The sequence below is a fragment of the Clostridium sp. D5 genome (genome assembly GCF_000190355.1).
Classification (GTDB): domain Bacteria; phylum Bacillota; class Clostridia; order Lachnospirales; family Lachnospiraceae; genus Faecalicatena; species Faecalicatena fissicatena_A.
In genome coordinates this window covers 79006-104115 of the sequence record NZ_GL870818.1, presented here as the reverse complement: position 1 = coordinate 104115, position 25110 = coordinate 79006, and the positions used below count along the sequence as shown (strand labels likewise).

The window sequence follows — 25110 nt, the reverse complement described above, 5'->3', positions numbered from 1 at the left end:
ACTTTTTTATTATTATAACATGCAGCAACAGAACAGGCACCTGTATTTTCACAGGTACACTGTTCTGCTTTTCTTTTCCTGATATTTACCGCACGCCCTGTGAGGCTGCTGCCATAACTAAATCTATATTTGTGCTGTCTATCACCGCATTCCCTGCATCAATGTCTGAGGGCATGATTCCGAAAGAAGCATTCTGCCATAATAACAGCAGTGGATAAAATCCCTGTACATAAGGCTGCTGGTCAATGGTAAAGTCTATCACTTCTTCTTTTACCATCTGGAGAATCTCACTGCATACATCAAAACCGGCCGTATAAAAACTTCCCTTCAGCTCTTTTGCCGCAAGACCTGCCCCATGGGTATCTGACTGTCCTGTTCCGATCACAGCACAGATGGATTCGTCTTTTGAAAGCTCTTCCATAATTGTGCTGCAGGCAAGCTCCGGGGTGTTGCCGGATACGATCACTTTATACTCCGGCTGTACCCCTGATTCGGCCATACCGCTCAGGATTCCCTCCAGGCGCTGGCGGAGTACCTCTACGTCGTCATGAAGCGTGAACAAGACTTTACCTTCGCCGAATTTCCCGCAGATACGTCTTCCCACTACTTTTCCGGCCTTAAAAGCATCCTGGCATACGTTTGCAAGCACATTGGCTTTTCCCGTCCCGCCGATATTAAAGGAAACTACCGGTATTCCTTCCTGTACTGCTTTTTCCACGGACGGCGCCATCTTTTCTTCTTCTACAAGACTGACAGCAATCCCGTCGCAGCCATCCGCTGCAGACTGCTCAATCAGACGGCACAATTCCTGTACGTCGGCGTCTTTTGTACCGGTAAACTCTACCTCTGCCCCCAGCAATTCCGCTGCATCTGCGATTCCCTTTTTCACGACAGTGAAGAAGGCTTCCTCTGTAAACGGTGTTATGTAACGAATTTTCTTTTTCTCCATAATCAGTATCCCCCGAATTCGTCCACGGCTTCATACATGGCAATAATATTTTCTGCCTTATGATCCGGCATCAGATTGTGGATGGAGTTAAATACATATCCTCCGTCCTTCATAAAGATATCCAGCCTTCTCTTTACATCGTCCTTAACCTGCTGCGGCGTACCGTTATTCAGCAGGCTTACCACATCGGCGCCGCCGCCCCAGAATGTAATGTCTTTTCCGAACTCTCTCTTCAGACGTTCCGGTTCCATCTCAAAGCAGCTCGTCTGCACCGGATTAATGATGTCCAGCCCGGAATCAATCAGGTCCGGAATCATCCTGTATATGGAACCGCAGGAGTGAAGAAATGTCTTCATATTAGAATGTTCTTTTACATAGCGGAACATCTGCCTGTGCCCGTCTTTGAAAAACTTGCGGTAAAGTTCCGGGTTCATGAGCGGCCCTGTATTCATCCCAAGGTCGTCGCCGAAACGAACGATATCAACAACATCTCCCAGATATTCACACGCCTTCTTCACATTTTCCATGTGCATCTCGAGAAGGGCGCCCACAAGCTTCTCTACATTTTCTTCTTCCAGATAGAGGTCCATCATGAAATTATCAATACGGCGCAGGAAGGTTCCCCACTCAAACAGGTTGCATCCCAGAACCAGCATGATTGCACGGTCTGATGTCTCCCTGAGCTTCAATGCTTTTTCTCTCATCTGCTGCCAGAAGTCCGGTTCTGATGCATGATCCCACGGGCTGTGTGTAAATGCGCTCCACTGAATTCCTGCCATATCCTCTGCCAGATTGTCAAAATTATCCGGATATCCGTCAATGTACGGGAACAGAACCTGATCGAAGAAGGTTGCGCCGACCGGCATTCTTGCGGAAAGCCTGCCGTCTTTCAAGTATGCATAGTACTGCCCGTCGTCCTGTTTTACCGGATGGAACCATGCGGGATACTGTGCGGTACTGCCGTCACAGAGTGTGGTATCTCTCCAGTCCGAGTCTTCTGTATTGAATGCCCTTCCAAGATCAACCACGTCGATTTTGAAACGGTCCAGAATCTCATCCTCCGGGATAACAACCTGCTGGCACACATCGTATACTCTGGTATGTCCGCCCTCCATATGTAAAGCTTTTTTCAGATTATTATAGCCAATGGCAGAAATGTTCGAGCTTGGCGTAGATCCCAGATCTCTGGGTACCCTGTCGGCCTCCTTGTGATTAACCGCCATTAATATTCGTTCTCTTGGTGTCATTTTTCTTTCCTCCTGATTATTTCATTCTGTCTTTGAGTACCCGGTCAAGTACGACTGCCCCTACAAGTACCACTCCTTTAAATACGCTCTGCCAGAAGGACTGTACCCCGAGAAGGTTCAGGCCGTTTGACAGAAAGCCTACGATAAATGCACCGATCACCATACCGACAACGGATCCTTTTCCTCCGGCAAGGCTTGTGCCGCCCAGCACGACTGCAACGATAACGTCAAATTCAAATCCGCTTCCCGTATTAGGCTGTCCGACACCCAGTCTGGATGCCATAAGACATGCTGCCAGTCCGGTCAGCAGTCCTGACAGGATAAAGCAGATGATGGTATATCCTCCTACATTGATTCCCGACAGTTCCGCAGCGGTTTTATTTCCTCCGATGGCAACTGCATATTTTCCAAGTACGGTTTTCTTCTGAATAAATACAAAGATGATAACTGTTGCCGCACAGATCAGCAGGGGAATAGGGAATGGCCCCACATAACCTGTACCGATCGTATTAAACCCGGTTGGTATTCCCGAGGTAATCGCTACACCATCGCACATGATATACGCAAGACCGCTGGCCGCATACATCGTTCCGAGGGTTGCAATAACCGGAGTTATTTTCAGTTTTACTACGATCAGCCCATTGATAACACCGATCAGTGCTCCGAAAAGCATACCTGTCAGTATTGCCAGAGGCATCGGCAGTCCTGCGACCGCTGCTTTTGCACACATGACTCCGGAAAATGCGATGATACTCCCCACTGACAGGTCCATGCAGCCAGCGATCATAAGGATGGTTACTGCACTGCCGGCGATGACTACGGTTGCCACCTGTCTGGTTACATTCATAATATTTGTGTACGTCAGGAATTCTGACGACAACACAGAAAGTACCAGCATAATAATAATCAGGATAGCGAATATAATTACCCCCTGGCTCCCTGCGAATGACTTTGTTTTTCTTTGTTTCGGCTTACTAAGGCCTACAGCCCCTGCTCCACTGCTCATTTAGTTTTCTCCTCCTGTCACAACATGCATAATCTTTCTGGTATCCACATCGTCTCCATTTTTTAATTCTGCTGCCACGGCTCCTTCGTATAACAGTATTACCCGGTCACAGATTCCAAGAATCTCAGGCAGTTCCGATGACATGACCATAACGGATGCATCTTCATTTTTTATAATATTTTTTATCAGTGCATAGATTTCATCTTTTGCCCCTACATCTACGCCTCTTGTAGGCTCATCCAGGATCAGGACAGAACAGTCGGATGCAATACACTTGGCCAGTACGACCTTCTGCTGGTTACCACCCGACAGGTTCGAGACATTCTGGTCCTCCCCTGTCGCTGCAATGTGCATTTTCCCTATATAATCCTGAGCCAGTACTTTTTCTTTCTCTTTATGTACAATCCCTTTTCCCGAGACCTTGTTCATACTCATATAGGGGATGTTCTCTTTGATGGAGAGCTGGGTAAACAGGCCTTCTGTCCGCCGCTCCTCCGGCACCAGGGCAAGCCCCGCCTTTATCCTGCTGCTTACATTTTGTTTCTTCATTAAGGTATCGTTGATCCGAATCTCGCCCTGGCATTTATCCACACCGTAGACTGCTTTGCAGATCTCTGTCTTCCCGGAACCTACCAGTCCGTAAAATCCCAGTATCTCACCTTTATGCAGTTCGAAGCTTACATCTTTTAATTTCTGGTTTGTAAGATTTTTCGCTGAGAGCACCGTCCTGGTTTCATCCACATCATTCGGCACGTATTCCTGTGATACGACCTTTCCGATCATCATCTGGATCAACTCCTGCTGCCCGGAAAGATCCTTCACAGCTTTTGTGCCTATGACCTGTCCGTCTCTGAATACTGTCACGTTATCTCCGATTTCCATGATTTCCGCCAGTCTGTGGGAGATAAAGATAACAGTTACATTATGCTTTTTCAGGTTTCGGATCAGCTCCAGTAACCTCTCGGCTTCTTTTTCTGAAATCGCAGCCGTCGGCTCGTCCATGATAATCAGGTCTGTCTCAAGCGCAACCGCTTTTGCAATTTCAATGATCTGTTTTTTTCCTACGCTCAACTTTTCTACTTTGCTGTCCAGATCAATTTCGGGCGCAAACTGCTTCAGCACCTTAAATAGTTTTTCCGAGGTCGGTCCATATTTGAGCACGCCTCCGCGGGATTCTTCAATACCCAGTGTAAGATTTTCTTTCACGGTCAGATCATCCACCACATTCAATTCCTGGTACAGAACGCTCATTCCCGCTTTCATGGCATCTTTGATATTTTTAGGCTGATATTCTTTACCGTTGTACTGGATCTCTCCGCTGCTTTTCTGTATCGCACCCGTCATAATTTTAATAAAAGTAGATTTCCCGGCGCCGTTTTCTCCGACAATGCAGTGCACCGTGTTTTTGGTAATGTCAAAGCTCACGCCCTTCAGTGCCATTACGCCGGGATATTTTTTTGTAAGATCTCTTACTTCTATAATATGTTCACTCATATGTCATCCCCTAAAGTCCTAATTCTTTCTCAATATCGATCTTGGACTTGTACTGTTCATCCAGAAACTTCTGAAGGTCTTCTACTGATGTATTCCAGTAGTCAAACATTACATCGTACATGTTAATGTCCTGCGTCTGTTTGTAATCAATCTCACCGTTTACACACTGCAGCATAATATCCATGAGCTGTTCAGCAAAGTCCTTGGGTGGCAGTGCCATACAGAGTTTTAATGAAGATTCCGGATTTGCCAGTTTTACCATCTCCTGCTCTGAACCATCCACGCTTGCGAAGATCTCTGTCTGTGGTACGCCATCGACTGCCTTTCCTCTTCCCGCCGCTTCAAATGCTGCAAGGCCGCCGAGTGCTGCGTCTCCATTGACGCCTAATACTACGTTTACTTCCGGATGTGCCTGCAGCAGGTCTTCTGCAGCTGATACAGCCTGATCTCTCACGCCTGCGGAATCCAGTCTTGCAACCACTTCGGCGTCTGCCGCCACTGATTTCACGCCTTCTACGAAAGCATCACATCTGTCCCTCTCCACAACCGGGGCAGCCGGGATTCCCAGGGTTGCAACTTTGACCGGCTCATCCGGGTGGAACTCCATCCAGCGCTTTGCCGTTGCAGCGCCAAGCTCATAGGAGACATCGTATTCTGCCAGGTAAGCGTTCGGTCCATCCACCTTTGATGCATTTACAAAAGTAAGTACCGGTATCCCCGCATCCTGCGCCTGCTGTACAAACGGGCTGATTGCTTCGCCGTCGTTTGCCTGTACAATAATTCCGTCCACCTTCTTTGCAATCAGGTCTTCCATTGAGCTTGCAATTGTTTCCGGGCTGGACTTTCCATCCAGTACAATCGTTCCCACTCCCTTTTCCTCACCATAAGCTTCGAATGCCGCTGCGTCTGCCTGCTGATATGGCATTGCCAGATCCAGCTCAATTCTTCCGATGGTCAGTTCTGTTTCTTTTTTCTCTCCATCAGCAGTACCTCCCGCTTTGTCCCCGCTCTGTCCCGATGAACATCCCCCTGCAATAGATGTTACCGTCATTGCCGCTGCTAATACGATCCCTGCCGCTTTCCAATTTTTCTTCATCATATCTCCTCCTGATATTTCATGTATTTGATAATTTTATGTTAAATCATCACGGATAATTGTGCAATTTCAATAATTTCAGATTCTTATAAAAATTATAGGGGGGATAACTTTAACGGCGTTGCAAAGGGGTCTGACCCCTATGAGCCCCGAATTCTTAATTGTTTGAAACAATTAAGAAAATGGGACTCATAGGGGTCAGACCCCTTTGCACCTTTTCACTACTTACTATCTGTTTTCAGTGTTGTTCTCAACATTATTGTCATTTACATTCTTATCGTTGGTATTTCTGTCATTCAGATTGTCCTTCTCAGGTCCATTGTTGTCTGTCAGATCATCTGTAGCTTTGTCGATTGTATCTGTTGCATCATCCACTGCGTTGTCTATTACGCCATCGCCTTTATTATCCTTTGTGTCTTTGCCGTTCGTAGCATCATTCATATTCTTATCATCTGTTGTATTTGTTGTTCCATCGTTTGTGTTCTTATCTGTACCACATGCTGTTACTCCGCAAAGTACTCCTACACACATCATTAATAATAATAATTTTTTAAATCTTTTCATTTTAGTTCTCCCTTTCCATTCATAATCTTGTGTTAGTAATATTTGCAATTTTCGATGGTTTATGTGTGGGAAAAATTTCAAGTTTTAAAAAATCAGGCTTCCAGGCCAGTATTGACCGTCCTCCAAGCTATTCTTTTCCTGCAGCTTGGCGGAGTTTTTTCATGGCATGCTCTTCAATCTGGGAGATCCGCTCCCTGGATACATTCAGCTCCTGTCCGACTTCTTCCAGCGTGTGCACTCTGCCGTCTTCCAGCCCAAACCGTTTACTGATGACCTGACGCTCTTTCTCACTCAGGCTCTCCAGGAGATGAAGCACTTCTTCTTTTTGAATCAGAGAATTCACTGCATCCTCCGGTGTCTTTTCTTCTCTGTCCGCTATGGTATCCTCCAGGTTCTCATCGTCTCCGTCTTCCACCGGGGCATCAAGTGAAACCGGATTTTTAAGAAATGTCAGAATGCTTTCTATTTCCTCTTCCGACTTGTCCCCAAGTTTTCCCGCAATCTCGCCTGCTGTTGCCTCACGTCCGAGCTCCTGCTGCAGTTCATAGGCCGCTTTCTGTACTTTTTTCATATTCTCTGCCACATATGCTGGCACCCTGATTTCCCTGGACTGTTCATCAACCGCATGTTTTATAGCATCCTCAATCCACCGGCGTGCATAACCGGAAAATCCGCCGTCTTTTGTATAATCGTACTTCTCAGCAGCCTGCATCAGACCGATGTTGCCTTCCTGAATCAGATCCATAAACAGCAGGCCCCGCCCGCTGTACTGTCCGGCAATGGACACAACAAGGCAAAGAGCTGACTCTTCCAGCTTCAGCTTTGCTCCCTCATCTCCCTCTGCAATCTTTTTGCCCAGTTCAAGCTCCTCTCCTGAACTGAGCGGGGAAATCTGCCCGATCTCCTTCAAATAAATCTTCAGGGGTTCTGTTAACTCTACATTATCCGGAATCTGGATCTCATGTCCTTTATACTCTTTCATATCATACCCAAGCCTTTCTGTCATAATCTGTATCTGTTCAGAACTCTGAACAGCTGCCTTAATCTTTTTATAAGCGCAGACTGTCCGGAATGTTACTTCCGGACAGCCGCACTTTTCTTAAATTTTCTCGATAATCTCACCGCTGCGGTACGCCGCCAGCAGCCTTTCCAGATCAGCCACCTGCTCTTTCAGCTCTTTCCCGATATCCGTATCTCCAACCAGACGCCGCTCCATCACCCGTTTTACAACCATATAATCCGAATGAATATCGCTCTCCTTCTCAATTGCCGCCTCCGTTGATTCAAAAGGCTCATGGGCAACCAGCAGCAGCCCGTAAGAATTATAAATCAACGTATAACCTGCAATCCCCGTCTCCTGTTGGTAAGCCTTCGAAAATCCGCCGTCAATGACAAGCACCTTGCCATTGCACTTTATAGGGCTTTCTCCATTCTTGCGCTTCACGGGGACATGGCCGTTGACAACATGTGCTCCATCCGGGCAGAGGCCAAACTCTTCCATAATATTATCGATCACTTCTTCCTTCTCCAGCAGATAATAATATGGGTTCTTTTCTTCCATATGCGTTTCCTTCTCTGCAAGGAAGTATCTCTCAAATGTTGCCATTTTATTCTTGCCAAACAGCGGAGAATTTGGATTCAGCCAGATATACCACATGATATCCTTGCCGTCCTCCCGCTCCTTCTCATTCAGGGCAAAAAAGCCTTTTCTCAAATACCGGTCCAGTGCATCATACAGTGACTTTCCTTTAAATCGTTTGCCGAACAGAGACACTTCCTTCAGGCTTCCGTCAGGATTCAGCGGTACACAGCCGTGATAGAGCAGGTTATTATTATAAACCTTGTACAAACTGCCCTTTGCAAGCAGAAAACGCATATGTTCCTGCAGCTTTTCACATCCAAGAAAAGCGCGCTCAAGACGTTCCATTACTTCTTCCTCTTCGTCCGACAGTTTATATGGATCTTTCGGGTCCACCGTTGGGAAATTCGTATCCAGAAGCTGATATTCTTCTCCATCCAGAGTGATCGTGCCCTTCTCATAATCAATCCTGTGCATGAGCGCCCGGTCGTTCAGGCCAAAGTCCTTATGGCGCTGTATAATCTGCCCCTCCACCTTAAACTGAATAACAGAAATCGCCTTGTGCATCCTCAGGTCCATCTCCATCTCTGCCTTATTCGCTTTTTCCGGCCCTTTCAGTGCAAAACAGGTACACGGATCATTGCCGTAAGTTCGAAGAGAAAATGTTGCCAGTGGAAGCAGATTGATCCCATAGCCGTCCTCCAGAATATCCAGATTCCCATATCTGGCGCAGATACGCACCACATTTGCCATGCACCCTCTCTGTCCCGCTGCCGCGCCCATCCAGAGAACATCATGATTGCCCCACTGAATATCCAGAGAGTGATAGGTCATCAGCTTATCCATAATGATATGAGGTCCCGGACCTCTGTCATAAATATCTCCCACAATATGTAAATGATCCACTACAAGACGCTGAATCAGTTCCGAAATCGCCGCGATAAACTCTTCTGCCCGTCCAATCCTGATAATCGTCAGGATAATTTGATTATAGTAAGATTCCTTGTCGTTGATTTCCGCCCTTTCCGTAATCAGTTCCTCTATCACATATGCGAAATCCTTGGGAAGTGCCTTTCGTACCTTTGACCTGGTATACTTGCTCACTGTCCGCTTGCTCACTTCAATCAGACGGTACAGGTTGATCTTGTACCAGTCCTCCATGTTGCTCTCTACCTTCTTCACCTGGGCCATCTTATCCTTGGGATAATAAATCAGTGTGGCCAGAGACTGCTTGTCCCTGGAACTCAAGGTATTCCCGAAAACATCGTCAATCTTCCGTCTCACAGAGCCTGAACCATTCTTCAGTACATGTGCGAAGGCCTCATACTCTCCGTGAATGTCCGTGAGAAAATGTTCTGTCCCTTTCGGCAGGTTCAGAATCGCCTGCAGATTAATAATCTCTGTGGATGCTGCGGCAATCGTCGGATATAAATCAGAAAGCCGCTCCAGATACCTTGTTTTCAGATCTTTCATAGATACTTCCTCCCCATACTCTGTGACTAAAACTGAATCACATCACTCATATCATACATGCCGGCCTCTTTTCCTGCCAGGAACTTGGCAGCCTCCACAGCACCCTTTCCAAAAACACTCCTGGAATATGCCGTATGCCTGAATTCTATCACCTCATCCGGTCCTGCAAATATCACCTCATGCTCACCGACAATCGTACCGCCCCGAACCGCTGAGATGCCTATCTCCTTCTGTTCTCTTTTTTTGCGCACCTGGCTTCTGTCATATATATAAGTATATTCATGATCCAGAGCCTCATTCATAGAATCTGCCAGCGCAAGAGCCGTACCGCTCGGTGAGTCCACCTTCTGGTTGTGGTGTCTCTCAACCAGCTCAATGTCGTATCCGGCCGGAGCCAGCACTTTCGCGGCATCCTTCAGCATCTTCAGAAGAAGATTAATTCCCATAGACATATTCGCAGACTTCAGTACTGCGACCTTTCCGGACACTTCCCTGACTCTCTTTAACTGCTCCTCGGACAAACCTGTAGTACAGAGCACGACCGGCACCTGCTTTTCCACACAGAAGTCCAGAAGCCTGTCCGCTGCCCCGGCATTTGAAAAATCAATGGCCACATCCACGTCCACATCGCAGGCCTCAATATTCTCAAAAACAGGATAATCATTGGGCAGCCCTGTATATGCGTCCACTCCGGCAGCAATCTCCACCTGTTCATCATCCCGGATAAGTCCTGTAATCATCTGCCCCATTTTTCCATTACATCCATGCATCAATACTTTTATCATCTCTGTTCCTCCCAAGTCTCTTCGTATATTGTATGCGGAATCCATGCCCAAAGGACATACGTAACGGGATTCCCTTTATATAAAAAAGGATACCACATTTGAGTCAGTTACTCAACGTATGATATCCCTTTCACAATCATATATTTCCAGCTTTAAGCAAGCTTAATTCCGAAATCAACCATTGCTTTTGCCAGGTTTGCCGCATGTGCTTCTGTCATCTCTGTAAGAGGCATTCTCAGCCCGCCGACTTCCATGCCCATGAGGTTTGCAGCCTTCTTGACCGGTATTGGGTTCACCTCGCAGAATAGCTGCTCAATAAGCGGCAGTGCCCTAAACTGCAGTGCGCGGCTGCCTTCCAGGTCTCCTTTAAAAAACTTCTCACAAATATCATGTGTCTCTCTCGGAGCAATATTGGATAAGACAGAGATAACGCCCTTCCCGCCCAGAGACATCAGCGGTATAATCTGGTCATCATTGCCGGAATAGAGATCAATCTTTCCGTCTGTCAGCTGCATAATCTTTGCAATCTGGGAAATGTCCCCGGATGCTTCCTTGACAGCTACGATGTTCTCCACTTCGTCAGCCAGCTGTGCCACTGTAGCCGGTTCAATATTCGTACCGGTTCTGCTCTTCACACTGTACAATATAATCGGAGCCTTCGCTTCCTGCGCAATTGTCTTATAATGCGCAACCAACCCTGCCTGGGTAGCCTTATTATAGTAAGGAGTCACGACAAGCAGACCGTCAGCCCCTGCCTCTGCAGCTTCCTTTGACATATCCACTGCGGTGCGGGTGCAGTTGGAACCAGTCCCGGCAATCACCGGAATCCGCTTCTTAGTGCGCTCTATCGTAAACTTAATACAATCCATATGTTCTTCTTCTGTTAATGTAGAAGATTCGCCTGTCGTGCCACAAATTATAATACTGTCTGTGCCATTCTCGCAGTGATAGTTAATCAGCTCATCGAGCTTATCATAGTTCACACTTCCATCTGCACTGAATGGGGTAATCAAAGCCACTCCGGCTCCTTCAAAAATTGACATATACATCCTCCTAATCTAAATCGCTCATCTCTTCCAAAGTTTAACATTAAATATGTCCAATGTCAACGCAAAGAAAGAGCGTCATTTCCCCAAATGACACTCCCCCATTTTTCTATCATTAATCTTCCATACATTCCAGTTTACTTACAGATACCTCGTACGCTATGCGTGTCTCCGTATCTGTCTCAGATAATTTTTTTACATACTCCCTGCTCTGGATTCTGCCCAGTATCTGTACATGCTCTCCCACCTCGAAACCGGATGCATATCTGGCATTTCTGCCCCAGCAGATACATGGTATATAATCTGATTTTCCATAAGGCCTGTTCACGGCCAGCAGCAGGTCAGCAATCTCACGCCCAAGCGGCGTTTTACGGTACACGGGCTTTTTGCAAATATATCCCTCCAGCAGAATATGGTTTGTCTTCGCCCCGTCCAGCTCTTCCTCAATAAATTCAACTTCCCGCACAAAAACAGATAACACCAGTCTGTTCTTCTGCTCTTCATGTCTGTTGTAAGAGCGGAACTGTCCGGAAGCCATGATGAATTCCCCCGTATAGTCCTGGGTCACATCAATGAGTCTTTCTGAAATCATGAGCGGAATCCGGTCATCGGAGTTGCTGAGTCTTTTTACCAGCACATCCACCATATAAAAACCTTCTCCGAAAACCTCGTGGCTGTATGTAAATTTAGATGCCACCTCGCCCATGATTGTTACCTGATTGTTTTCAATAATCTTATCTGACATAATTTGTAGTTCTCCCTTCCTCTGAGTGGTATTTTTGAGTCAATACTAAGTCTATGAATCTGGCATATGCTTTAGAACGAAAAACAGGTTCGAATCGTTCGACAAAGTTTTGAGACACGGGCGAAATTTGTCCGAATACCAGGAAGATTATCGCAAAATAAGATTTACGCCGCCCTCCTTCCAATAAAAGTGCCTTCCCTTCTGTAATATTTTGTGATAGAATAAAAAAGTTGTAACCACATAACATAAGTAGAAAGAGTGTTGAATAATATGAAAACAAAACGTGAAGATATTAGAAATATCGCGATTATCGCCCATGTTGACCACGGCAAAACCACGCTGGTCGATGAACTTTTAAAGCAGAGCGGCGTATTCCGCGAAAACCAGGCAGTAGCCGAACGCGTCATGGACTCCAATGATATTGAGAGGGAAAGAGGAATTACAATCCTCTCCAAAAATACCGCTGTCTTTTATAAAGGAACCAAAATAAATATCATCGATACACCTGGGCATGCCGATTTTGGCGGTGAGGTAGAACGTGTCCTTAAGATGGTTAACGGTGTTGTCCTTGTTGTGGATGCTTTCGAGGGTGCAATGCCTCAGACGAAATTCGTGCTCCGCAAAGCGCTGGAGCTGGAACTGCCCGTAATCGTCTGTATCAACAAGATTGACCGGCCGGAGGCAAGACCTGACGAAGTCATCGATGAGGTGCTGGAGCTGTTCATGGACCTGGATGCTTCCGATGAGCAGCTGGACTGCCCATTCATCTATGCCTCTGCAAAAGCAGGTATTGCCGTGCTGGATCTGACCGACGATGAAAAAGACATGCAGCCATTATTCGAAACAATCCTGGACTATATCCCGGCACCGGAAGGCGACCCGGAAGCGCCTACACAGGTGCTGATCAGCACCATCGACTACAACGAGTACGTAGGGCGTATCGGAGTCGGAAAAGTAGACAACGGAACCATTTCCGTCAATCAGGATATGTTGCTCGTCAACCACCACGATCCGGACAAACAGGAAAAAGTTAAAATCAGCAAGCTGTATGAATTCGACGGCCTGAACAAAGTGGAAGTCAAAGAAGCGAGTATTGGCTCTATCGTAGCCATTTCCGGTATATCCAGTATTTCTATCGGAGACACCCTCTGCTCTACGGACTGCCCGGAGGCAATTCCTTTCCAGAAGATTTCAGAACCTACTATATCTATGCAGTTTATTGTCAATGACAGTCCATTTGCCGGAAAAGAGGGAAAATATGTAACATCCCGCCATATCCGCGACCGCCTGTTCCGCGAGCTGAACACGGATGTCAGCCTGCGTGTGGAAGAAACAGAAAACGCAGACAGCTTCAAAGTGTCAGGGCGCGGGGAGCTTCACCTTTCTGTTCTGATTGAAAATATGAGACGTGAGGGATATGAATTTGCCGTAAGCAAGGCAGAAGTCCTGTATCGAACGGATGAAAACGGCAAAAAGCTGGAGCCTATGGAAGTTGCCTATGTGGATGTTCCGGACGAATTCACCGGTACCGTCATCGACAAGCTGAGCCAGCGAAAGGGTGAACTCCAGAATATGGGAACCTCCAACGGCGGCTATACACGTTTGGAATTCTCCATCCCGTCCAGAGGACTGATTGGTTACAGAGGAGAATTTCTGACCGATACAAAGGGAAATGGTATCCTGAACACCAGTTTCGACGGCTATGCTCCTTATAAAGGAGACATCCAGTACCGTAAACAGGGTTCCCTCATCGCTTTTGAGAACGGTGAGTCCGTTACCTACGGATTATTCGGCGCCCAGGAACGAGGCACCTTATTTATCGGACCTGGTGAAAAAGTTTATGCAGGTATGGTAATCGGCCAGAACGGGAAAGCTGAAGATATCGAACTGAATGTCTGCAAGACAAAGCATCTGACCAACACCCGTTCCTCCAGCGCGGATGAAGCATTGAGGCTCACTACGCCGCGTGTATTAAGCCTGGAAGAGGCTCTGGATTTCATCGATACCGATGAACTGCTGGAAGTAACGCCCCAGTCCCTGCGTATCCGCAAAAAAATCCTGGATGCCAGGATGCGTAAAAGAAGTAATTTAAAATAGAGCTTCGCTTGGGAAACTCTCGCCTGCGGCGGTCGCATCGCACCACCTGCCTCTTACGCCGCAGTGTGCATCCCGCCGGAAGGGCTTTTTTATCTTATAGGCGAACTTTCCCATAAGATAAAAGAACAGACCCGGTTCTGAATAAAAGACAGTCAAATAAGGAGAGAACACATGACTAAATATGCCAATGCGTTTTTAAAAAATCTGACAACTGCCTTGGAATTCGTAATTGCCGCTTTGCTGGCCGCAGGAATCATCATTATGACGTTTCAGCTGCTGCTGTCGTTCGGCAGTCTCACAGATCTAAATAAATATCCCAACTATGACGATCTTCTGACCGTCTGCTTCAACCTCATCATAGGCGTCGAAATGATACGAATGCTGTATCTTCATACGCCAATGACGGTGTTTGAAGTTCTTCTGTTTGCAATTGCACGACAGATTATCATTGATCACTCTTCTTCTTTCAACAGCCTGCTCGGTGTAATCGCCATTGCCATCCTGTTTGCCGTCAGAAAATTTCTGTTCGTGGCTTTTGATGAAACCGAACGCGTCACTTTCCGGTCGGATCAGAAAGTACGGCATGTAAACCGGCTGATTCATGCAAATATCCCATATGAGGATGATGAGACTCTGCTGGACGTTCTGATGAAGCAGATGAATAACGAGGAGATCGAAATCGGCGTCGGTGCATGTACATATTTCCATAAATTCGGGCTCCGCGTTGCTAAGATTACAGATGGAAAAATTACGAGAATTGAAGTGATTCGTTCTATACAATAAAGTTTTTCCATGCTATAATATCTACATAATACAAGCAGTAATTACACTACTGTCTGTATAATATGAACAAAAGGAGTTGAGCATCATGAAATTTATTATTAGTGGAAAGAACATCGATGTAACACCAGGCCTAAAGGACACTATTGAACACAAGTTGGGAAAACTCGAAAGGTATTTTACTCCTGAAACAGAAATTATCGTAACTCTCAGCGTTGAGAAAGAAAGACAAAAGATTGAGGTAACAATCCCGGTTAAGGGAAATATTATCCGCTCAGAGCAGACAAGCAATGATATGTATGTATCCATTGACCTCGTTGAAGAAGTCATCGAGCGTCAGCTTCGCAAGTATAAAAACAAACTGGTTGCTAAGAGCCAGGGACACCCGACATCATCTGCCGGCGGAAGCAACTTTAAAAAGGAATTCTTCGAATCAGAAGACAGCACACCGACAGACGATGAGATCCGTATCGTAAGAACAAAGCGTTTCGGAATCAAACCAATGTACCCGGAGGATGCCTGCATCCAGATGGATCTGGTAGGCCATTCCTTCTTCGTATTCTGTAATGCAGAGACCGACGAAGTAAACGTAGTATATAAAAGAAAAGACGGATCATTCGGACTAATAGAACCTGAATTTGATTAGATTTTTGGAAGCGGGGGTTTTTGTGGCTGAGGGTCGCCTGACCGGAAGGGGAAGAGGAACCGGGGGACAGGAGGATGGAAGCTGGAAGTAACCCGCTTACGGAGAAGTACTAACACAAAATGAGCTGCCCACGAGGGCACGGACAACATCCGAGGAGAAAGCCTGATGCTTTCTCCTCTTAGATTGTCCTGGAAAGTGATTTTGGAAAATCACTTTCCATCCCTCGTGGGCAGCTCATTTTGTGTAAGTACTTCTAGACCGTGTGCTCTATACTTCCAGCTTCCATCCTCCTGTCCCCCGGTTCCTCTTCCCCTTCCGGTCAGGCTGGGCTTCATCCGGGCAGAAAGCCTCCGCTTGAGGGCATCTGACGGGTGCGGCGGATTGGGCTGGGGATGCGTCAGCATGCGTCTCTGGTAGTTATCACAAAAAGGAAAAACAGAGTTTCAATAAACTCCCGCGCTCCATGCCTCCAAATTTCCCCTCCCACCACGCAGCACCCAAGAAGCTCCATCCGCCTTCCCCCGCCGGTTTCCCTCCCGCGCAGCAGAGGAGACGTTCCGCCTTGATGCACCCAGCCGCCGGAACCGTACATAGGGCTGCGGGGAAGCGTAGTTATGGCTGTTAGCTGGAGTTACGTAAAAAAGAAGGTCAGCCGGGGTGAGAACTGTGATTCCGAATCACAGTTCTCCCTGGACCCAGCGCGCGAAGCCATCAGGGCTTCGGGTGATGTGTCCAGGTTGCCCCGGCTGACCTTCTTTTTTACGTTACTCCAGCTTGCAGCCATAACCCCGCTTCCCCGCAGCCCTATGTACGGTTCCGGCGGCGGCCCCCTTCAATCGAAAACAACAACCTCCCCCTCTACTGCCGCAAACCAGCACTCTTTTTGTTTTTGGATCTGGCTTTTCCCATTAGTCCCTTCGATGATCTCTGCTGTAATCTGCTTCTCTTCTTCCTGTGATACGAGCGCTGTTATTTCCACGGACTCTGTATAATCGGTTCCAAGCACCGGGATGTCTTTTTGTGCCAGCAGATACTGGATTTTTCCAAGTCCGGTATAATCTGTGCTTATTTTCAGTTTAAAACCGTAAATCCTGGTTATAATCATACTGTGAGACAGGCCTTCTTTTGATGCTGCTGTGTACGCCCTCACCAGGCCCCCTGTTCCAAGCAGTGTGCCTCCAAAATACCTGGTGACAACGATCAGCACATTATGCAGGCCCTGTCCCCTAATGACCTCGAGAATTGGCTTACCTGCTGTTCCGCTTGGTTCTCCGTCATCGCTGCAGCGCTCCTGGACATTTTCGACTCCGGTTACATAGGCCCAGCAATGATGCCTGGCATCCCAGTACTGTTTCTTTATTTTTTCCAGGCATTCCATTGCCTCCTCACTGGTGGAGACGGGAAATACATCTGCAATGAAACGCGACTTTTTTTCGACAACTTCTGCAGTGGCTCCCTGATATACTGTTTTATAATTCATCGGCTTTACCTCGATTTCTTTGTAATCATTAATAGAATATAACAGAACTGTAGAAAACCACAAGAATTTATTAAGATTTTTTTAGAAATATGAAGTTTTCCTATTTTTTCTTTATTTAACCAGGTAAATTTGATATAATGAGTGGAATGATTAAAGGAGGATATGATTCATGAATTACGGAAAAGAAAATCTCGATAAGAGAAAGAAGAATATCTCTTCAAAAAAGAATATGAAAAAGAAGCGGGTTGGCGTCCGTTTTTTCAAAGCTCTTGTGATCTGCGTTCTATTGATTGCAGTAATCGGGGCCGCAGGAGTCGGTCTGTTTGTCAAAAAAATTATAGATAACACCCCAAAAGTGACTCCTAACGATGTCAAACCCTCCGGAGCCACTTCCTTTGTTTACACTGAAGATGGACAGTTTTTGGACAAGTTCCGCCAGAAGGGATCCAATCGTATTTATAAGACATACGATGAGATTCCGATCAATCTGACACATGCTTTTGTAGCAATTGAGGATGAACGATTCTACAAGCACAACGGAATCGACCTGCAGGGTATTATGAGAGCCGGGGTAGTCGGCCTGACCTCCGGCAACTTCTCCGAGGGTGCAAGTACACTGACGCAGCAGCTGATCAAGAACAACGTATTCCCGAATTTTACCGAAGAGAAAACATTTTATGACAGGCTGGAGAGAAAGCTCCAGGAGCAGTATCTGGCTGTTGAGATTGAAAAGCAGATGAGCAAGGAAGAGATCGTAGAAGCCTATATGAACACCATCAATCTGGGCCAGAACTGTCTCGGAGTACAGACTGCGGCAAAGCGCTATTTCAATAAGGATGTATCTGAACTAAATCTCTCTGAATGTGCCGTGCTGGCGGGTATCACACAGAATCCTACCGATTACGACCCGGTAAACTTTCCGGAAGCAAACGCAGAGAGACGGGACAAGGTACTGAAAAACATGCTGGATCAGGGCTATATCAGCCAGGAAGAATATGACGAGGCAAAAGCCGACCCTGTATACGACAGGATTCAGGCAACCTCCCAGGATGCTTCGGATGATACTCCCTTCTCCTATTTTATTGACGAGCTGACACAGCAGATCATCCACGATCTCCGGGAGCGCAAGGGCTATACCGAGACGCAGGCGTACAACGCACTTTACAGCGGCGGCCTGACGATCACAGCGACCCAGGATCTTTCCATCCAGAATATCTGTGATGAAGAAGTTGCCAATCCGAACAATTATCCGTACACAGTGGAATATGGTCTTGAATATGCACTAACGGTTACACATCCCGATGGAACTTCTGAAAACTACAGTAAAGAAATGCTGGGAGAATATATCCGTAATGCATGGGGCCTGGAATTCCCACTGGTATTCTCCTCCCCTGAACAGGCTGATCAGGCAATTGAGGAGTACAAGGGCACCTTGGGCATTGCCGAGGGCGATACCGTGATTGAGAATAAAGACATCACCCCGCAGCCTCAGACTTCTGTTGTAGTTATGGATCAGTATACAGGCAAGGTAAAGGCAATCGTAGGCGGCCGGGGAGAAAAGACAACCAGTCTCTCCCTGAACCGTGCAACCGATTCTGCCAGACAGCCCGGTTCCTGTTTTAAAATCTTATCAACTTATGCACCGGCGATGGATTCTGCAGGATACACACTGGCTACTACCATTAAGGATGAACCGTACAGCTATTCAAACGGAAAGTCGGTCAACAACTGGGACCACCAGTATATCGGCAACACACGCGTGCGCTATGCAATCGAACATTCCATGAATGTATGCGCAGTTAAAACACTGACCGCCATCGGTCCTCAGACAGGATATGACTATCTGCTGAACTTTGGATTTACCAGTCTGGTAAATTACGATGATGACAACTATCCGGGATTCACTGATGTGGCGCAGGCCACAGCACTCGGCGGTATCACACGCGGTGTCTACAATCTGGAAATGACTGCTGCATATGCGGCAATTGCAAATAACGGCACCTACACAGAGCCTATCCTCTACACAAAGGTATTAGACAAAGACGGCAATGTGCTGCTTGACAACACAAAACCTGCTACTCACCAGGTTATTAAAGATTCTACTGCTGCACTTCTTACAAGTGCAATGCAAGATGTTATTACCCGCGGTACAGGTACTGCCGCAAGACTGTACAATATGCCTGCAGCAGGAAAAACCGGTACAACAGAGAACAGTACTGACCTCTGGCTTTCTGCATATACACCATATTACACATGCTCCGTTTGGGGCGGCTACGATTCCAACAAGCCGATGAGCAATATGGATCAGGCGTGGCATGAAGTCATGTGGAAGAACATCATGGATCGTGTCCATGAAGGCCTGGAGTATAAAGAATTCTCAATGCCGACTTCTGTTGAACAGAAGACAATCTGTACACAGACAGGATTACTGGCAACCTCATCCTGTCCGCCTCTGACCGAATATTTTGCAAAAGGAACCGCTCCATCACAGAGCTGTCCTGGACATGTCGTGCAAAAGGAAGAAAAAGAGGAAGACGACAAAGATAAGAAGAAAGATGAGGATAAGAAAACTGAAGATCCCGAAAAACCGAGCGAAGGCGATGGTGAAGGCGGCGGAACCGTCACACCACCAGAAGGCGGCGGTAATGAGGGCGGCGGCAATGAAGGCGGCGGTAACCAAGGCGGCGGTGAAGGCGGGGGAGGAAGCGAAATCCCGGACCAGGGCGGCGGTGAAACTCCTCCAGCCTGAAATCCTTTGAGATGTATCAAATGATTTATTATAGGACACTGTCCCGAAAATGGGAGGGGATACCATCATAACAAAGGTATCCCCTCCCCATCTATTTTAACCGCATAGCCCATCACCATTCGCTGCCCCGCCTTGTATCCCCAACCGGGGATACAGCTTTTCTCTGCCACGATTCCATACAGCGTCCGTCTCTGTCGCCCCTCACAAGGCCTAGTCCCCTAATACCAGCTTAGCTGCACCGCAGATTCCCGCATCGTTGCCCAGTGTAGCGAGTGCAAATTTTACATCTTTATCCGCGAAAAATGCACGTTCAAGGTAAGGTTTCTGAATATATGGAATCAGAACCTCCCCTGCCTTCGATACGCCGCCTCCGATTACGAAGACTGCCGGATCTGCTACAGCGGCGAGATTTGCAAGGCCATGCCCCAGATAACGGCCAAATACCTCAGCAATCTCTATTGCGACCTCATCTCCTGCCTTTACGGCATCAAATACATCCTTTGCAGAGACACTTTCTATGTTGAGCATAGTATTTCTAGTCTCATTTTCCAATTTCTTCTTAGCCAGACGTACGATCCCTGTTGCTGAAGTATACTGCTCCAGGCAGCCGTGATTTCCACATCCGCATGAGTCTGTCTCCTCGTAGTTCACACAGATATGGCCGATTTCACCGCCGGCACCGTGAGCTCCGGTCAATACCCGGCCTCCTATGATGATTCCTCCTCCCACTCCGGTTCCGAGCGTAACCATCACCATATTCTTCTGGCCTGCACCGCCGCCTTTCCACATCTCGCCAAGCGCGGCAACGTTGGCATCATTTCCAATCTCTGCATGCATTCCTGTTAGCTCTTCCAGTTCTTTCCTGACATTTTTATAATTCCATCCCAGGTTGGCACTGCCATCTACAATTCCTTCTTCTGTTACAGGTGCCGGTACACCGACTCCAATTCCGGCTATATCGTCTTTATTCAGCTTCTTTTCCTTAATTTTCTCAAGAATTGATGCGGAAATATCCGGAAGGATAGCTTTTCCTTCCTCTTCTGTGTGTGTTACAATCTCCCATTTGTCGAGGATCGTTCCATTCTCCTCAAACAGCCCCATCTTTACGGTTGTCCCCCCGACATCTACTCCAAAACAATACTTCATGATAAATCTCCTGTCTGATTTTGTATTCTCTCTGCTGCCTATCTGTTCTTTGCCAGATTTTCCTGGACACGTTTGTATAATTCCTGTGCCGCATTGTATCCCATCTGTTTCTGTCTGTGGTTGACCGCAGCGGATTCCACGATGATAGCCAGATTACGGCCCGGACGGATCGGAATGCTGTGGCAGACCACACGGTTTCCGAGAAATTCTGTATAATTCTCTTCCAGCCCCAGTCTGTCATATTCTTTATCCCGGTTCCAATCTTCCAGAGTAATAACCAGATCTATATTCTGTGTCTCCCTGACGCTCTGTACACCGAACATGGACTTCACATCCACAATACCGATACCGCGAAGCTCTATAAAATGTCTTGTAATATCAGGAGCCGCTCCTACGAGTGTCTCGTCACTGACCTTTCGGATCTCTACCACATCATCTGTTACCAGACGGTGCCCACGCTTAATCAGCTCCAGGGCAGCCTCACTCTTGCCGATTCCGCTCTCGCCCATAATCAGCACGCCTACGCCATAAACGTCCACAAGCACCCCATGAATCGAAATACAGGGAGCAAGTCTTACGTTCATCCATCTGATGATCTCGCCCATAAAAGAGGATGTTGACTTTGATGTTACAAAGATAGGAACATCCTGGGCCACAGCCTTTTTAAGCAGCACATCCTCCGGTTCCATATCTCTGCTGAATATGATGCATGGCACCTTATGGCTCAAAAGTTCATCATATATCTCAAATTTTCTTTTCTCCTCCAGCGTCTGCAGATATGCATACTCAACATATCCAATGATCTGCACCCTGTCACAATCAAAATGATCAAAAAATCCTGTAAGCTGAAGCGCCGGCCGGTTGATATCCGGTACGTTCACCTCGCGCCCAATAAGCTCTACCTCAGGGGTCAGATTCTTCAGATTCATTTTTTCCACAATGTCTTGCAACTTTACACCCTGTCCCATATCTATCTCCTTTTCTCTATACCTTATTCTGCAGCTATGCTGCAGCCCCGCCCGCAGGGCATGTGTTACGGGGTGCCCTTTGGGTATACCTTATTCTGCAGCTATGCTGCAGACCCGCCCGCAGGGCATGTGTTACGGGATGCCCTTGGGTATACTTATTGCATATCCGGCCAGCTTTGTATGAATATTTTCCATCCTGCTGTCCTGCTGCAAAGCAGCTTATATTCATTTATTATACCATAAACTCCGGGTTGGTGAAAGGCTTATCCAAATGCTTTCGTCCATGCCATTGTCCCCGGTATTTGTTATTCATCACTTTACTCCTCAATACTCTGCCCCCCTGCATGATGAAAAAAGACATACACTGCCTGTGCGGATTTTTCGTTCATAGAAGGGACTTTGGCAAGTTCCTCCACAGAAGCCGCCTTGATCGCGTCCAGACTCATATAATGGCGCATCAGGGCCTTTCTTCTGGCCGGTCCTATCCCTTCGATGTCATCCAAAATAGAATGTACCTGGCCTTTTCCCCGCAGCTGTCTGTGGTATTCAATTGCAAAACGATGGGCCTCATCCTGAATCCGGGTTACCAGCCGGAAAGCCTCCGATGATTTATCAATTGGGATCTCCTCGTTATGATAATATAACCCCCTCGTTCTGTGATAATCATCCTTCACCATCCCACATACCGGAATGTTCAAATGCAGATCGTCCAGCACCTGGAGAGCCACATTTACCTGGCCCTTACCGCCGTCCATGAGTATCAGGTCCGGAAAGGCCGTAAAACCGCCCAAATCCCTGCTCTCCTCGCGCTCACGCAGCCCATGCGTAAACCGCCTGGTCAGCACCTCTCTCATGCTGCCATAGTCATCGGCTCCCTGTATCCCCTTAATTTTAAACTTGCGGTAATCATTTCTTTTTGGTCTCCCACGCTCGTATACGACCATGGATCCCACTGACTCAAATCCATTTGTATTGGAAATATCAAAGGCTTCCATCCGGTTAATATCTTCCAGCTCCAGAAGCGATGCAATCTCTTTGACCGCACCGATTGTTCTGCCCTCTTCTCTTTTCAGCCGCTCCTTATCCTTGCTCAAAACGAGGCTTGCATTATTCGCCGCCAGTTCTACCAGTTTTTCTTTCGTCCCCTTTTTAGGCACTTTGATCGTCACTTTTCCTCCGCGCTTCGTGCTCAGCCATTCCTCCAGCAGATGCATGTCCTCCAGTTCGGCAGGAAGCATCAGCTCCCCCGGAATAAACGGAGTTCCCGCATAATACTGCTTGATAAAACTGTCCAGTATCTCACTGTCCTCTTCGTTTTTTGTTATACGGAGATAAAAATGATCCCTGCCGATCAGCCGTCCGCCGCGGATAAAGAACACCTGCACAACCGCATCCTCTTCCTCAGTGGCTACGGCCAGAATATCTCTGTCCTCACCGCTGCTGTCGGTAATTTTCTGCTTCTGGGACACCTTTTTCACACTGTTCAGAAGTTCCCGGTACTCTATCGCCTTTTCAAATTCCAGCGCCTCTGAAGCCGCATTCATCTTTTCTTCCAGATCGTTTAATATTCCATCAAAATGCCCATTCAGAAAGCGTATGATCTCCTGTATTGATTTTCCGTACTCCTCCTGGGAAATATATCCCTGGCAGGGTGCCTCACACTGCTTGATATGGTAATTCAGGCAGGGCCGTTCTTTTCCAATGTCCTTAGGCAGATTCCTGTTGCAGCTTCTCACGTGATAAAGTTTGTGGATCAGGTCTATCGTGTCACGGACCGCCAGACCGCTTGTATAGGGTCCGAAATACTTTGCTTTATCCTTCAGCATTTTCCTCGCCAGCATCACTCTGGGAAACGGCTCATTGGTGGTTACTTTGATAAAAGGATATGTCTTATCATCCATCAGCATGGTATTATACTTGGGCCGGTGTTCCTTAATCAGGTTACATTCCAGAACGAGCGCTTCCAGCTCTGAATCCGTCACGATATACTCAAACCGCCGGATGTGAGTGACCATCTGCTCAATCTTGACCCCCTTATTCCTGCTGCTCTGAAAATACTGGCGCACCCTGTTCTTCAGGCTGATCGCCTTACCCACGTATATGATATTATCCTTCTCATCGTGCATAATATAAACGCCCGGGCTGGCCGGGAGCTTTTTAAGTTCTTCCTGTATGTCAAAATTATAATTATCCATGTCACTTATTATAAGGCCTTCCAAAGAATTTGTGAAGAGGAAAAACAAGCTTTAATCTTGTGAAGGGCGGAGACGCGAAATGAAGGTACCGCCGCAAGCCTCCCAAGTGCACACATGCCGTTTTGATGTGCGGACACGAACCTAAGAAATTCCAGGAAGCCGACAGCCTGCAAAGTGGGGCACAGCTGACACATCACTAGAAATCAGATGATTTCTAGCTCTGGGTCAGCAGATTTTGTGATTTGGTGATCACAAAATCTCCCCACTTTGCAGGCTGTCGGCTTCCAGGAATTTCTAAGGTTCGCTTTAGCACTTCAAAACGGCATGTGTGCACTTGGGAGGCTTGCGGCGATTCCTTCATTTCGCTTGGTGTATCTAAACGGTAGGTGACGAGCTTGCTGGGAAGGCTCCGGACCGTGGCAGTGTATGAATTCGCCTGGGGGTAGGATATAGCCTCAGTACATAGAAAGGATAAGAAGTTTTAATGCTCTTGGAATGACTTAGAGTATATGAGATAACCTTACAGCAATAAGCATATTCTTTTTATATTCGCAGGAACTAGCTGTTATACTATCCGTCAATTACTTACTGGGACTTTTACGTTTCACCAGGCGAATTCATACGCTGCCACGGTCCGGAGCCCTCAACAGCAGCTGGATTTTTCCTACCGACAGGGTGCACCCAGCTAAAAAACCGGGAATCCAGCCCCCTGCCGTGAGCATATATGCTATTTTAAAAGTCCTAGAGTTTACGTTAGAGGCCCTTAAGGAAGAAACATAGAAAATGGTGGGCAGAATTTGTCGTCTCACGGCAAATTCTGAAGCGGCCTAAGACCCGAAATTATCAAATTTCGGGTTGCATGCCGCTGGACCGCCATTTTCTATGTTTCTTCCTTTAGGGCCTCTTACGTAAACGGAGCGGATTTTTAAAATAGCATATATGCTCACGGCAGGGGGCTGGATTCCCGGTTTTTTAGCGCCCCCATCCGTTCGCGAGTCTAAAGCTCGCTCCTAAGCTCCTATATAAAAAAAGCTATCCCCTTGGCAGAGAGGATAGCTTATATAA

19 protein-coding genes are annotated in these 25110 nt (G+C 47.1%); 4 read left to right on the top strand and 15 right to left on the bottom strand.

Annotated elements, in window-relative coordinates:
• Positions 1-85 precede the first annotated feature (85 nt).
• The 11 genes from HMPREF0240_RS18940 to HMPREF0240_RS18890 all read right to left on the bottom strand — a co-directional run bounded on the left by HMPREF0240_RS18940 (position 86) and on the right by HMPREF0240_RS18890 (position 11984).
• Entirely contained in the window at positions 86-949 is an 864-nt protein-coding gene (locus HMPREF0240_RS18940; RefSeq protein ID WP_009005028.1) for a sugar ABC transporter substrate-binding protein, read from the bottom strand.
• 2 nt (positions 950-951) lie between these two features.
• Positions 952-2196 carry a uroporphyrinogen decarboxylase family protein gene (locus HMPREF0240_RS18935; RefSeq protein WP_009005027.1) on the bottom strand — a complete coding sequence of 415 codons (1245 nt, stop codon included), beginning with the start codon at positions 2194-2196 and terminating at the stop codon, positions 952-954.
• Between the two features lie 16 nt (positions 2197-2212).
• Positions 2213-3202 carry an ABC transporter permease gene (locus HMPREF0240_RS18930; protein WP_050794576.1) on the bottom strand — a complete coding sequence of 330 codons (990 nt, stop codon included), beginning with the start codon at positions 3200-3202 and terminating at the stop codon, positions 2213-2215.
• The gene (locus tag HMPREF0240_RS18925) at positions 3203-4696 is read right to left on the bottom strand and encodes a sugar ABC transporter ATP-binding protein (RefSeq protein WP_035314191.1); all 1494 of its coding nucleotides are present in this window, start codon (positions 4694-4696) and stop codon (positions 3203-3205) included.
• A 10-nt stretch (positions 4697-4706) separates the two neighbouring features.
• On the bottom strand, positions 4707-5795 hold the full coding sequence (locus HMPREF0240_RS18920) for a sugar ABC transporter substrate-binding protein (protein ID WP_083806379.1): 1089 nt from the start codon (positions 5793-5795) through the stop codon (positions 4707-4709).
• Positions 5796-6020: 225 nt separating this feature from the next.
• A complete protein-coding gene (locus HMPREF0240_RS18915; protein ID WP_009005025.1) occupies positions 6021-6356 on the bottom strand; it encodes a hypothetical protein in 336 nt (111 codons plus the stop codon).
• Between the two features lie 127 nt (positions 6357-6483).
• Positions 6484-7362, bottom strand: a complete 879-nt coding sequence (locus HMPREF0240_RS18910; protein WP_009005024.1) for a sigma-70 family RNA polymerase sigma factor — start codon at positions 7360-7362, stop codon at positions 6484-6486.
• Positions 7363-7455: 93 nt separating this feature from the next.
• Positions 7456-9408 carry a fructose-bisphosphatase class III gene (locus HMPREF0240_RS18905; protein WP_009005023.1) on the bottom strand — a complete coding sequence of 651 codons (1953 nt, stop codon included), beginning with the start codon at positions 9406-9408 and terminating at the stop codon, positions 7456-7458.
• Positions 9409-9434: 26 nt separating this feature from the next.
• Entirely contained in the window at positions 9435-10193 is a 759-nt protein-coding gene (dapB, locus tag HMPREF0240_RS18900) for a 4-hydroxy-tetrahydrodipicolinate reductase (protein ID WP_009005022.1), read from the bottom strand.
• Positions 10194-10345: 152 nt separating this feature from the next.
• A complete protein-coding gene (dapA, locus tag HMPREF0240_RS18895; RefSeq protein ID WP_035314188.1) occupies positions 10346-11236 on the bottom strand; it encodes a 4-hydroxy-tetrahydrodipicolinate synthase in 891 nt (296 codons plus the stop codon).
• 118 nt (positions 11237-11354) lie between these two features.
• Positions 11355-11984: a single-stranded DNA-binding protein gene (locus tag HMPREF0240_RS18890; protein ID WP_009005020.1), complete on the bottom strand. Its 630-nt coding sequence runs from the start codon at positions 11982-11984 to the stop codon at positions 11355-11357.
• Positions 11985-12254: 270 nt separating this feature from the next.
• On the opposite strand from HMPREF0240_RS18890, the gene typA reads away from it, so the two are divergent.
• The 3 genes from typA to raiA all read left to right on the top strand — a co-directional run bounded on the left by typA (position 12255) and on the right by raiA (position 15507).
• On the top strand, positions 12255-14081 hold the full coding sequence (gene typA / locus HMPREF0240_RS18885; RefSeq protein ID WP_009005019.1) for a translational GTPase TypA: 1827 nt from the start codon (positions 12255-12257) through the stop codon (positions 14079-14081).
• A 171-nt stretch (positions 14082-14252) separates the two neighbouring features.
• Positions 14253-14864 carry a hypothetical protein gene (locus HMPREF0240_RS18880; protein WP_009005018.1) on the top strand — a complete coding sequence of 204 codons (612 nt, stop codon included), beginning with the start codon at positions 14253-14255 and terminating at the stop codon, positions 14862-14864.
• An 85-nt stretch (positions 14865-14949) separates the two neighbouring features.
• Positions 14950-15507, top strand: coding sequence for a ribosome-associated translation inhibitor RaiA (gene raiA, locus HMPREF0240_RS18875; RefSeq protein ID WP_009005017.1), 558 nt, complete (start codon positions 14950-14952; stop codon positions 15505-15507).
• An 832-nt stretch (positions 15508-16339) separates the two neighbouring features.
• On the opposite strand, the gene HMPREF0240_RS18865 is transcribed toward raiA, so the two are convergent.
• Positions 16340-16987, bottom strand: coding sequence for a YigZ family protein (locus HMPREF0240_RS18865; RefSeq protein ID WP_035314231.1), 648 nt, complete (start codon positions 16985-16987; stop codon positions 16340-16342).
• Positions 16988-17156: 169 nt separating this feature from the next.
• Between HMPREF0240_RS18865 and HMPREF0240_RS18860 the strand changes: the two genes are divergently transcribed.
• A complete protein-coding gene (locus tag HMPREF0240_RS18860; protein WP_035314184.1) occupies positions 17157-19736 on the top strand; it encodes a PBP1A family penicillin-binding protein in 2580 nt (859 codons plus the stop codon).
• Between the two features lie 210 nt (positions 19737-19946).
• On the opposite strand, the gene HMPREF0240_RS18855 is transcribed toward HMPREF0240_RS18860, so the two are convergent.
• From HMPREF0240_RS18855 to uvrC, 3 genes are all read right to left on the bottom strand, one after another.
• Positions 19947-20885: an ROK family glucokinase gene (locus tag HMPREF0240_RS18855; RefSeq protein ID WP_347462632.1), complete on the bottom strand. Its 939-nt coding sequence runs from the start codon at positions 20883-20885 to the stop codon at positions 19947-19949.
• A gap of 35 nt (positions 20886-20920) precedes the next feature.
• Complete coding sequence (gene hprK, locus HMPREF0240_RS18850) at positions 20921-21850, bottom strand: HPr(Ser) kinase/phosphatase (RefSeq protein WP_009005012.1); 930 nt, start codon at positions 21848-21850, stop codon at positions 20921-20923.
• A 317-nt stretch (positions 21851-22167) separates the two neighbouring features.
• The gene (gene uvrC / locus HMPREF0240_RS18840; RefSeq protein WP_009005011.1) at positions 22168-24045 is read right to left on the bottom strand and encodes an excinuclease ABC subunit UvrC; all 1878 of its coding nucleotides are present in this window, start codon (positions 24043-24045) and stop codon (positions 22168-22170) included.
• Positions 24046-25110 lie beyond the last annotated feature (1065 nt).

Coding starts and splice junctions, on each gene's coding strand:
- HMPREF0240_RS18940 (WP_009005028.1), bottom strand. CDS start 949: ATGGAGAAAAAGAAAATTCGTTACATAACACCGTTTACAGAGGAAGCC.
- HMPREF0240_RS18935 (WP_009005027.1), bottom strand. CDS start 2,196: ATGACACCAAGAGAACGAATATTAATGGCGGTTAATCACAAGGAGGCC.
- HMPREF0240_RS18930 (WP_050794576.1), bottom strand. CDS start 3,202: ATGAGCAGTGGAGCAGGGGCTGTAGGCCTTAGTAAGCCGAAACAAAGA.
- HMPREF0240_RS18925 (WP_035314191.1), bottom strand. CDS start 4,696: ATGAGTGAACATATTATAGAAGTAAGAGATCTTACAAAAAAATATCCC.
- HMPREF0240_RS18920 (WP_083806379.1), bottom strand. CDS start 5,795: ATGATGAAGAAAAATTGGAAAGCGGCAGGGATCGTATTAGCAGCGGCA.
- HMPREF0240_RS18915 (WP_009005025.1), bottom strand. CDS start 6,356: ATGAAAAGATTTAAAAAATTATTATTATTAATGATGTGTGTAGGAGTA.
- HMPREF0240_RS18910 (WP_009005024.1), bottom strand. CDS start 7,362: ATGACAGAAAGGCTTGGGTATGATATGAAAGAGTATAAAGGACATGAG.
- HMPREF0240_RS18905 (WP_009005023.1), bottom strand. CDS start 9,408: ATGAAAGATCTGAAAACAAGGTATCTGGAGCGGCTTTCTGATTTATAT.
- dapB (WP_009005022.1), bottom strand. CDS start 10,193: ATGATAAAAGTATTGATGCATGGATGTAATGGAAAAATGGGGCAGATG.
- dapA (WP_035314188.1), bottom strand. CDS start 11,236: ATGTCAATTTTTGAAGGAGCCGGAGTGGCTTTGATTACCCCATTCAGT.
- HMPREF0240_RS18890 (WP_009005020.1), bottom strand. CDS start 11,984: ATGTCAGATAAGATTATTGAAAACAATCAGGTAACAATCATGGGCGAG.
- typA (WP_009005019.1), top strand. CDS start 12,255: ATGAAAACAAAACGTGAAGATATTAGAAATATCGCGATTATCGCCCAT.
- HMPREF0240_RS18880 (WP_009005018.1), top strand. CDS start 14,253: ATGACTAAATATGCCAATGCGTTTTTAAAAAATCTGACAACTGCCTTG.
- raiA (WP_009005017.1), top strand. CDS start 14,950: ATGAAATTTATTATTAGTGGAAAGAACATCGATGTAACACCAGGCCTA.
- HMPREF0240_RS18865 (WP_035314231.1), bottom strand. CDS start 16,987: ATGAATTATAAAACAGTATATCAGGGAGCCACTGCAGAAGTTGTCGAA.
- HMPREF0240_RS18860 (WP_035314184.1), top strand. CDS start 17,157: ATGAATTACGGAAAAGAAAATCTCGATAAGAGAAAGAAGAATATCTCT.
- hprK (WP_009005012.1), bottom strand. CDS start 21,850: ATGGGACAGGGTGTAAAGTTGCAAGACATTGTGGAAAAAATGAATCTG.
- uvrC (WP_009005011.1), bottom strand. CDS start 24,045: ATGGATAATTATAATTTTGACATACAGGAAGAACTTAAAAAGCTCCCG.